This is a genomic window from Pseudomonas sp., assembly GCF_030696055.1.
Lineage (GTDB): Bacteria > Pseudomonadota > Gammaproteobacteria > Pseudomonadales > Pseudomonadaceae > Aquipseudomonas.
This window is the reverse complement of the sequence record NZ_JAUYNP010000268.1, coordinates 1-8,236: the sequence shown is the minus strand read 5'-3', so window position 1 is coordinate 8,236 and position 8,236 is coordinate 1. Positions and strand designations below refer to the sequence as shown.

The 8,236-nt window shown below is 62.8% G+C and carries 7 protein-coding genes; 3 read left to right on the top strand and 4 right to left on the bottom strand.

All coding sequences use genetic code 11. The annotated features are described in order from the left end of the window. The 4 genes from atuD to Q8Q83_RS16020 form a co-directional block, all read right to left on the bottom strand. The coding region (gene atuD, locus Q8Q83_RS16035) for a citronellyl-CoA dehydrogenase (protein WP_305625126.1) at window positions 1-918 on the bottom strand (918 nt) is incomplete at its 3' end. 110 nt (window positions 919-1,028) lie between these two features. Continuing rightward, window positions 1,029-2,645, bottom strand: a complete 1,617-nt coding sequence (gene atuC, locus Q8Q83_RS16030; RefSeq protein ID WP_305625125.1) for a geranyl-CoA carboxylase subunit beta — start codon at window positions 2,643-2,645, stop codon at window positions 1,029-1,031. Between the two features lie 4 nt (window positions 2,646-2,649). Then, the gene (locus tag Q8Q83_RS16025) at window positions 2,650-3,528 is read right to left on the bottom strand and encodes an SDR family oxidoreductase (protein ID WP_305625124.1); all 879 of its coding nucleotides are present in this window, start codon (window positions 3,526-3,528) and stop codon (window positions 2,650-2,652) included. Between the two features lie 148 nt (window positions 3,529-3,676). After that, entirely contained in the window at window positions 3,677-5,464 is a 1,788-nt protein-coding gene (locus Q8Q83_RS16020) for an acyclic terpene utilization AtuA family protein (protein ID WP_305625123.1), read from the bottom strand. A 231-nt stretch (window positions 5,465-5,695) separates the two neighbouring features. Between Q8Q83_RS16020 and Q8Q83_RS16015 the strand changes: the two genes are divergently transcribed. The 3 genes from Q8Q83_RS16015 to Q8Q83_RS16005 all read left to right on the top strand — a co-directional run bounded on the left by Q8Q83_RS16015 (window position 5,696) and on the right by Q8Q83_RS16005 (window position 8,103). Further along, window positions 5,696-6,319 carry a TetR/AcrR family transcriptional regulator gene (locus tag Q8Q83_RS16015; RefSeq protein ID WP_305625122.1) on the top strand — a complete coding sequence of 208 codons (624 nt, stop codon included), beginning with the start codon at window positions 5,696-5,698 and terminating at the stop codon, window positions 6,317-6,319. A gap of 116 nt (window positions 6,320-6,435) precedes the next feature. Continuing rightward, entirely contained in the window at window positions 6,436-7,212 is a 777-nt protein-coding gene (locus tag Q8Q83_RS16010) for an ABC transporter substrate-binding protein (RefSeq protein WP_305625121.1), read from the top strand. A gap of 69 nt (window positions 7,213-7,281) precedes the next feature. Further along, window positions 7,282-8,103, top strand: a complete 822-nt coding sequence (locus tag Q8Q83_RS16005; protein ID WP_371132422.1) for a substrate-binding periplasmic protein — start codon at window positions 7,282-7,284, stop codon at window positions 8,101-8,103. Window positions 8,104-8,236: the final 133 nt, after the last annotated feature.

Below are 8,236 nucleotides of genomic sequence, written 5' to 3'. Positions count from 1 at the left end.
GTACAGCTCGGTGGCCTGGTAGACCAGGGCGCGCAGGGCCTCGACCTCGCTGGCCAGCTCGGCCATGCGGAAGTGGATAACCTGGTTGTCGATCAGTGGCGCACCGAAGGTCTTGCGCTCCTTGCAGTAGTCGATAGTGGCGTCGATGCAGTGCTCCAGGCCCTTGATCATATTGGCCGCGCCGAACAGGCGTTCTTCCTGGAACTGCAACATCTGCATCATAAAACCGGCGCCTTCGTGGCCGATGCGGTTGCGCTGCGGCACGCGCACGTTGTCGAAGAACACCTGGGCGGTCTCCGAACTGCGCATGCCGAGCTTGTCCAGATGCGGGCTCAAGCTGATACCCGGGCTGTTCATCGGCACCACTATCAGCGACTTGTTGACGTGGGGCTTGTCGTCCGAGGTATTGGCCAGCAGGCAGATAAAGTCGGCGGATGGCGAGTTGGTGATCCACATCTTGCTGCCGTTGATCACATAGTCATCGCCATCCTTGCGCGCGGTGGTTTTCAGCCCCGCCACGTCGGAGCCGGCGCCGACTTCGGAGACGCCGATGCAGCCGACCATGTCGCCGGCGATGGCCGGGCGGAGGAACTCCTCGCGCAGCTCATCGGAACCGAAGCGCGCCAGGGCCGGGGTGCACATATCGGTCTGCACGCCGATGGCCATGGGGATGCCGCCGCAGTGGATGGTGCCGAATTCCTCGGCGGCGACTATGGAGTAGCTGTAGTCCAGGCCCATGCCGCCGAATTTCTCCGGCTTGGAGATACCCAAGAGGCCCAGGTCGCCGGCCTTCTTGAAGATGTCGTGGATGGGGAAGCGGCCTTCCTTCTCCCACTGGTCGACGTGGGGGTTGATTTCACGGTCGACAAAATTGCGCACGGTGCGACGCAGTTCTTCGTGTTCCTGGGTAAAGATCATCTTCTTATTCTCCTGGGCAAGTCGGTGGCTGTGTAGGTTGAGCTGAGCCTGCGAAGCCCAACGCTGCGGTGTTCCTGTTGGGCTTCGCTGCGCTTAGCGCCAACCTACGGTCAGAATCGTGCAACACCAAAGCTGCTGGCCTTAAGCGGCCGCACCGCGGCCTCGGCGCAGATATCCAGCAGGTAGCCGAGCAGCTTGCGCGTATCGCGCGGGTCGATCAGGCCGTCGTCCCACAGGCTGGCGGTGCCGTACAGTGCGGTGGACTGGCTGTCGAGCTTCTGCGCGGTGACCTGCTCGAGCATGTCGAGCATCTTCGGGTCGGCTTCCTTGCCGTCCTTGAGGTGTTTTTCCTCGGTGACTATGCGCAGCACCTTGCCGGCCTGGGCGCCGCCCATCACCGCGGTCTTGCTGTTGGGCCAGGCGAAGATAAAGCGCGGGTCCAGACCACGGCCGCACATGGCGTAGTTGCCGGCACCGTAGGAGCCGCCGACCACTATGGTCAGCTTGGGCACAGTGGCGTTGGCCACCGCCTGGATCATCTTCGAGCCGTGCTTGATCACGCCGAGCTGTTCCGACTCGGTGCCGACCATAAAACCGGTGGTGTTGTGGAAGAACAGGATCGGCGAGTTGCTTTGCTCGCACAGCTGGATAAATTGCGCCGCCTTGGCCGCCCCCTGGGGGGTGATGGGGCCGTTGTTGCCGATAAAGCCGCAGGCCTGGCCTTCGATCTGCAGGTGGCCGCAGACGGTCTGGTTGTCGAATTCATTCTTGAAGTCGAGAAACTCCGAGCCGTCGGCGATGCGCGCGATAATTTCGCGCACGTCGTAGGGTTTCTTCGCGTCCGCCGGCACCAGGCCCAGCAGTTCCTCGATCGGATACAGCGGCTCGCGGTAGCTCTTGGCCGGGCGCGTCGGCAGCTGGGCGTTCCACGGCAGCATGGCGAGAATCTCGCGGGCGATGCGCAGGCCGTCGGCGTCGTTCTCGGCCAGGTATTCGGCGGTGCCGGCGATTTGGGCGTGCATCTCGGCGCCGCCCAGTTGCTCGTCGGTGGCGATCTCGCCGGTGGCGGCCTTCAGCAGCGGGGGACCTGCGAGAAACATCTTGGCCTTGCCGCGTACCACCACCACGTAATCCGACAGGCCCGGCTGGTAAGCCCCGCCGGCGGTGCTGGAGCCGTGCACCACGGTGATCTGCGGCAGGCCCATGGCCGACATGCGCGCCTGGTTGGCGAAGCCGCGGGCACCCTCGACGAAGATTTCCGCGGCGTAGTTGAGGTTGGCGCCGCCGCTTTCGGTCAGGGCCACCACCGGCAGCTTGTTCTCGCAGGCGATCTGCTGCAGGCGCAGGGTCTTCTTCAGGCCGGCGGGGGTGATGGTGCCGCCCTTGATCGCGCTGTTGCTGGCGCTGACCAGGCAACGCACCCCGGCTATATAGCCGATGCCGGCGATAATCCCGCCGCCGGCCTGGGTGCCGTCCTTGTCGTCGTGCTGCTTATAGCCGGCCAGGGAGGCCAGCTCCAGAAAGGGTGCGCCCGGATCGAGCAGCAGGTTGAGGCGTTCACGCGGTAGCAACTGGCCGCGCTTGTCGAACTTGGCCTTGGCCTCAAGCGCCTTGTTCAGGCAGTTCTGCTCGATCTCGCGAAAGCTCGCCACCGCCGCCAGCATGGCTTCGCGATTGTGGGCGAAGTCTGCGCCGTGCAGGTCGATATCCGACTGAATTACCGGCATCGCATCACTCTCCCTGGTCTTTCAGCACATCGGGCAGGTAGGCCCGGTGGAAGCCGTTGTAGGACGGGCTCTGGCCAGCCTTGGCCTTGAACAGCGGGAAGGCGCGGCTGCCCTGGCTGGCGGCGCCGTCGATGCGCACCGTGTTGCCGCTGATAAAGGCGGCGCCCGGCGATAGCAGAAAGACGATTGCCGCCGAGACTTCCGATTCGCTGCCGATACGCTTGAGCGGCACATGCTCGCGCAGGGTCGGGATCACCGCCTTGAACGCGCCTTCGTAGGTGTCCATGCCGCTGGAGGCGACCCAGCCCGGTGCCACGGCGTTGACCCGCACCCCGGCGTGGCCCCACTCGACGGCGGCGGTCTTGGTGAAGTTCTCCATCCCGGCCCGTGCCGCCCCCGAATGGCCCATGCCGGGCATGCCGCCCCACATGTCGGCGAGCATATTGACGATGCTGCCGCCGGTCTGGCTCATGCTCTGGTTGAACACCTCGCGGGCCACCAGAAAGCCGCCCACCAGGTTGGTGCGCACCACGGTCTCGAAGCCTTTCTGGTTGATCGAGGCGAGCGGGGCGGGGTATTGGCCGCCGGCGTTGTTGACTAAATGATGGATCGGCCCGTGCTCGGCTATTACCGCCGCGACCATGGCCTTTACCGATTCCTCCTCGCGGATATCGCACAGCTGCCAGCTGACGCTGCCGCCGTCCTCGCGGATTTCGCCGGCGGTCTTTTCCAGCTTGTCCGCCTTGCGCCCGATCAGCACCACATGGGCGCCGAGGGCGGCCAGCTCATGGGCGGTGCAGCGGCCGATGCCGCTGCCGCCACCGGTGACCAGGATGGTTTGGCCGCTAAACAGGCCGGCTTTATAGACTGAGTCGTATGTCATGGTTGTTCTGCTCCTCGTTGCGCCCGCATCTGTTCTGGTAGGAGCCAGCTTGCTGGCGATGCTTCTGCGTTGTGGCTGATCGCGAGGCAGCTGCCGCTCCCTTCGGCTGGCTGCATTTCCCACATCCATGTGGGTCACAAGCTCGCTCCTACAGGCTGTCGGCCAGCGCCTGGGGCACCGGTATCGGGAACTCCAGCAGTTGCTGGGCGAAGGCCTTGCCTTGCGGGTCGATGCGCAAGGACGCCACGCCGCCGCCGCCCAGGGCGTTCTCCAGCAGGAAATTCAGGCTATGGCTGCCCGGCAGATACCAGCGGCTGACCTTGCCGCTCTGCGGGTCGAGCACATGCTGCAGCCATTCGGCCACGGCGCCCTCGCTTAGCGCAGCGGCTATCCAGGCCAAGTACTCGGGCTTTCTGGCCATTACGCCGATATTGCTGTGGTTGCCCTTGTCGCCGGAGCGGGCCACGGCCAGCTTGATTAGCGGTACCGTGCTGTCGGCTTGGCCGGTGGGCGTAGGTATGGCGACTTCGCGGACGATCTGGTTGGCTTCGAAGCTGGCGAGTTGCGGCAGGGCGAGCGGCGTGCGTTCGCCGTCGATCTCCACCTCCAGCTGGCAGGCGCTTTTGTCGGCGAGAAAACTGAACAGGCGAATCACCGGGTACACGGTGGGGCGCCCGCCGACTATGCCGGTCAGGCCCGGCGCCATGCCGGTGGCGGCCTGGGCGATCTCGCGGGAGAACAGCACCAGGGCTTCTTTCTTGGCGTGGCGCACGGCGATCTTGATCACCACTTCGCGGCTGTCCTGCCTCTGGCCGTGGGGGCCATAGGTGGCCTCGGAGCCGAGCAGCTCGATGCTGACTTCCTGATAGGTGCCCCAGCCGCGCTCGGCGAACAGCTCTTCGGTCTTGTTGATGATCGCCTGGCTGACCCGCCGGGCTTTTTTCACCGCATCGATGCCGGCCATCAGGCAACTGGCGGTGCAGCGAAAACCATCCGGGTAGGTGGCGCTGACCTTGTATTGCGCGGTGGGCGGCAGGCCCTTGGCGCCTTGCAGTTGGACGCGGTTGGCGCCGACCTGGGTCAGCTCGACCTGGGTAAAGTCGCAGACCACATCGGGCAGGAGATAGGCGCGCGGGTTGCCGATCTCGTAGAGCATCTGCTCGCCCACGGTAAAAGGCGTGATCAGGCCGCCGGAGCCTTCTGGCTTGCTCACCACAAAGCTGCCATCGCTGGCCACTTCCACCACCGGAAAGCCGATATGTTCGTAGTCCGGCACGCTTTGCCAGTCGGTGAAATTACCGCCGGTGCACTGCGCGCCGCATTCGATGATATGTCCGGCCAGTGCCGCTTGCGCCAGCCTGTCGTAGTCGCTCCAGCTCCAGCCAAACTCATGCACCAGGGCGGCGCTGACCACCGCGCTGTCGACCACCCGGCCGGTGATGATGATATCCGCGCCCAGTTTCAGTGCCTCCACTATTCCCGGCGCGCCCAGGTAGGCGTTGACCGATACGCAGAAGGGCGGCAGCGGCGCGCCCGTGAACATTTCCACCGTGCCGGCCTTGGCCAGTTCACCGAGTTTGGGCTGCAGGTTGTCGCCGTGCAGCACGGCGATCTTCAGGCTCACCCCGGCCTGCGCGCAGGCGGCGGCCAGGGCGGCGGCGCAGGCGCGGGGATTGACTCCGCCGGCATTGCTGATCACGCGGATCTTCTTCTGCGCTATGTCGGCAAGCAGCGGGGCGAGGGTTTCCACGAAGTCGCTGGCATAGCCGGCGTCCGGCTGCTTCATCCTGCCCCCGGCCATGATCGACAGGGTCACTTCGGCCAGGTAGTCGAACACCAGGTAATCCAGTTCAGTGCCCTTTACCAACTGGGCGGCGGCGGTGCTGGTGTCGCCCCAAAATGCGGAGGCGCAGCCGATGCGTACGGTTTTAGTCATTGGAATGGTCCGCAACACATAAATAAGGTGACTCGAAGGCTACCAAGCAAGCGCTTGGTTGAAAAGCCCTTAGTTGAATCTTTCTAGTCCAAAGTGTGGCCGAGCGCTTGCTTGGGTGGCTGGTGCAGCATAAATTTCACCAATTACGACAAGCACTTGGGTAAAGCTGCAGAGAGCGCACAGGCTTCTGCGGCTTTGTTCAAGGCCTATGAGAGTTGGAGACTAGTTAGCGTGGATGATCAACAAGCTCAGGCGGTGATGCGCGATCTGGTGGCCAGTGGGCAGATCACCGATCCGGACAGCGCCCGCGGCAAGCTGCTGCAAATGGCGGCGCACCTGTTTCGCAGCAAGGGCTTTGAGCGCACCACGGTGCGCGACCTGGCCAGTGCCGTGGGGATTCAGTCGGGCAGCATCTTTCATCACTTCAAGAGCAAGGATGAAATTCTGCGCTCGGTGATGGAGGAAACTATCCGCTACAACACCGCGCTGATGCAGGCCTCCCTGGCCGAGGCGAGCGATCTGCGCGGCCGGGTGCTGGCGCTGATCCGCTGCGAGCTACAATCGATCATGGGCGGCACCGGCGAGGCCATGGCGGTGCTGGTGTACGAGTGGCGTTCGCTGTCGGAAGAGGGCCAGGCGTTTATTCTCGAGTTGCGCGACAACTATGAGCAGCTCTGGCTGGGTGTGCTGGGCGAGGCCAAGGCGGCCGGCTATTTCAAGGCCGATCCCTTTATCCTGCGGCGCCTGCTGACCGGCGCGCTGAGCTGGACCACCACCTGGTTCCGTCCGGAAGGACCGCTGAGCCTGGATCAGCTGGCTGAGGAGGCGTTGTCGCTGGTGCTCAAAGACCTTTGATTTTTTTGAGCTAAACTAGGATGGCTTTTTGCTAGTATTTTGGCGTCAAGGGACTGTTTGTACTCCTAGGGAATTCAATGACCGCGTCTGTCCGCTGTGGAGTGTGCCTCTTGCGCATGCGCTTGCGAAATCTGTTACCCGGATTGTTGCTCTGGCTCGCACTGCCCGCGTTTGCCGCTGATGTGCAGGTCGGTGCCTACCACTTTCCGCCCTATATGATTAAACCGGAAAGCGCCGAACCGGTCGGGTTGGTGCCGGACTTGCTGGCGGCGCTGAATAAGCTGCAAACGGAGTACCGCTTCGTCCTGGTCGCGACTTCGACCATGCGCCGCTACCGTGATCTGCAGAGTGGCCGCTTCGACCTGATTCTGTTCGAGTCACCGCAATGGGGCTGGCAGGATACGCCGCACGCCGCGCTGGATTTGCATATCGAAGATGCCGAGGTCTATGTGGCGCGCCGGCAGTCGGGACGCAATCAGGGTTATTTCGATCAGCTCAAGGGCAAGCGCTTGGCCCTCTACAGTGGCTATCACTACGGTTTTGCCAACTTCAATGCAGACCAGCAGTTTTTAACCGAAGAGTTCGGCGCGCTGCTCACCTATTCCCATGACAACAACCTGATCATGCTGTTGCGCGACCGGGCGGACATCGCCGTGGTTACCCGCTCCTACCTGCGCATCTATCAAGACCGCCACCCGCAGCAGAGTGCGGACTTGCTGGTGTCCGAGCGGGTCGATCAGGTCTATCGGCACCAGGTCCTGTTCCGTCCGCAGGCCCCGCTGACGCCTGATATTTTTGCCGACTTGCTGCAGACCCTCAATCGCGATGGGCAGCTGGACCTCCTGCTGAGCCGTTATCACCTAGTGCGTTCGGCCGCCTCAGTCAGTGACTGAAGTCGCTCTATTCGGTCAACTTTTACTGGGGTAGGCTGGCGCCAGGGTAAATAGGGAAGTTGGGGTCGTATGTCGTCGTTTATGCGCAGGTTGGCCAGGGGTGGGGGAATGGCGTTGGCGCTGCTGCTGGCGGCGCCGGTTCGCGCCGAGTCCGTGGTCAATGTGGCCGAGGTGTACTTTCCGCCTTATGTGTTCAAGGCCGAGCAGTCATCTGGACCTGGCTTGCTGGCGGAGTTGGTTGGCGCCCTCAATCAGCAGCAACACAAGTTTCGTTTTGTCCTGGTACCGACCTCGCTCAAGCGTCGCTATGGCGATTTTCAGCAGGGTCGGCTCGATCTGGCGATTTTCGAGAACCCCGCCTGGGGCTGGCAGGCGATCGCCCATACGGCCCTGGATATGCGCCTTGAGGACTCGGAAGTGTTCGTCGCCCGGGCCGAACAGGGCCGCGGTCAGGACTATTTCGAGCGACTGGACGGCAAGCGGCTGGCGCTGTACCACGGTTATCACTATGCCTTTGCCCAGTTCAATGCCGATCCCGAATACCTGGCCAAGACCTTCAATGCCACCCTGACCCAATCCCATGACAGCAACCTGCTGATGGTGTTGCACCAGCGTGCCGAGATTGCCCTGATCACGCGCTCCTATATCGATGACTTTCTCCAGCGCCATCGGCAGTACGCGGGGCAGTTGCTGATCTCCGAGCGGATCGACCAGCGTTATCGCCACCATGTCCTGCTGCGCCCCGGCGCGCCTATCAGCGCCGGGCAATTCAGTGCAGTTCTGGAACAGCTGCGGCGCAATGGTCAGCTGGAGAAGATTTTCGGCCGTTATCAGATTGCGGTGCTGCCGGCCGCAGTGGATGGATCTGTCACCGCCGGGGCCGTGAATTAGCAGGCCGTTGAAAAACTACTGCGCTAGGCTATGCGGCGTTGAAATCAGCCTCAAAATGCTCATTTACAACAAGTAAACTGCGCTTTTTCGGCTGATTTCGCCTTGCCTAGCCGTCGCTCGCTACATTTTTCAA